The sequence below is a fragment of the Succinimonas amylolytica DSM 2873 genome, assembly GCF_000378405.1.
GTDB classification, from domain to species: Bacteria; Pseudomonadota; Gammaproteobacteria; order Enterobacterales; family Succinivibrionaceae; genus Succinimonas; species Succinimonas amylolytica.
Genome location: NZ_KB899657.1, coordinates 1 through 1398, shown reverse-complemented (window position 1 = coordinate 1398; position 1398 = coordinate 1). Strand labels below are relative to the sequence as shown.

Below are 1398 nucleotides of genomic sequence, written 5' to 3'. Positions count from 1 at the left end.
AGCCGACTCTTTGTCTGACAGCGTACTTATCTTTATTTACTCCGTAAACAATAACAACAGTATTTTTAGGTCTTTCTACATCAAGAATATCTCTAGGTATTGGCATATCAAACTCCGCAAACATATAGTCTAATTATAAGCTATAATTAGACTATACTCAAGAAAAATTTCACAATTTTGTCGATATTTTTTAATTTTTTTAGAGAGAAAACGGGATTTATGTCTACCTGAAAACTGAGGTAGTTATGTTGTTGATTGGTATATTGAGTAAATAATGAGATATTGAGACAAGATGTGCTCAATATTTGCACATCTTATATAGTATTACTAATTGGGAAATTTCTACTAAACACAAGCTTTCAGTTCAGATTGATTATTCTGTAGTACAGTATGCACTCGCTTCTGTTCATCTTCCACAGGAATGTACACTAATTGTGGCTGGAGATTTTATTTTTAATAGAGAATAGATTTCCTTCATCATTTTTGGCGGCACGGATGTTAACAGATATTTATGAAATATGTGAACTCTGATATTATAGCACTAAAAATATATATTTGAATTGTATCCTGTATTCAATAACCAATACATTAATACTTTTAATATTTCCGAAGTTATAAACGTAATCAGCAAATAGCCTCTAAAGCTTTCTTCAGATTATACAAAAACTGGAAGCATTTTCTCCATCTTTACCAATTTTAAAAATTTCTTCAATCTGATTACTTGCGAAATACCAGCCTAAAAGATTTTGTTTTCTGACTTTCGTGTGCCTGCCAGTATAAATACCCCTACCGCCTGCATGGAAGCAGATAATTTACATTATCCATATCTTCACCAGTAACTCCGTATTGAGCCAAAATATTAAACAAAACCTTGCTCAATTATATCTTTCAGAGGTTGCAAGTAATTACTATTCCAATCAAAAGCACCAGCTCTGGAAGCCTCACCTATTTTTAACGAAATTAAATTCTCATTGACAGAAAAGAAAGCATGAAGTTTACTCTTATGTTCATGAGCTGAAATTCTGTGATATTTTTCTTTCATGCGCGACACAAATGAAGTGACATCACTACGCATCTCATATCGAGGATCGTTTGCCAGAATATTCCAGCAAAGATCTTCCAAAGCTCCGGTTGTCGGATTCGAACTGCACATGGGCATTAATGTAAAAGCCACCTTTATATTATTATCTTCATCTCTTTTCCATAGATTACAGGTGTCCGGAACCGGTAATTGCGATTTTTTCAAGGCGCTTTTTACTGAAGATACCGCTTTATCAACATCTGTTTCCGCGTCTCTCACAATTAATATAGCCTAAGATTTTACAAAAAGTAACACTACAACTCACACGATCATATCCACCATTGAGTCTCCACTCTGACAGTAATAGATTATGATCG

General features: G+C 33.7%; 1 protein-coding gene. It reads right to left on the bottom strand.

Translation table 11 applies throughout. The annotated features are described in order from the left end of the window. Window positions 1-859: 859 nt before the first annotated feature. Window positions 860-1300 carry a DUF3226 domain-containing protein gene (locus F557_RS0118205; RefSeq protein WP_019003629.1) on the bottom strand — a complete coding sequence of 147 codons (441 nt, stop codon included), beginning with the start codon at window positions 1298-1300 and terminating at the stop codon, window positions 860-862. Window positions 1301-1398 lie beyond the last annotated feature (98 nt).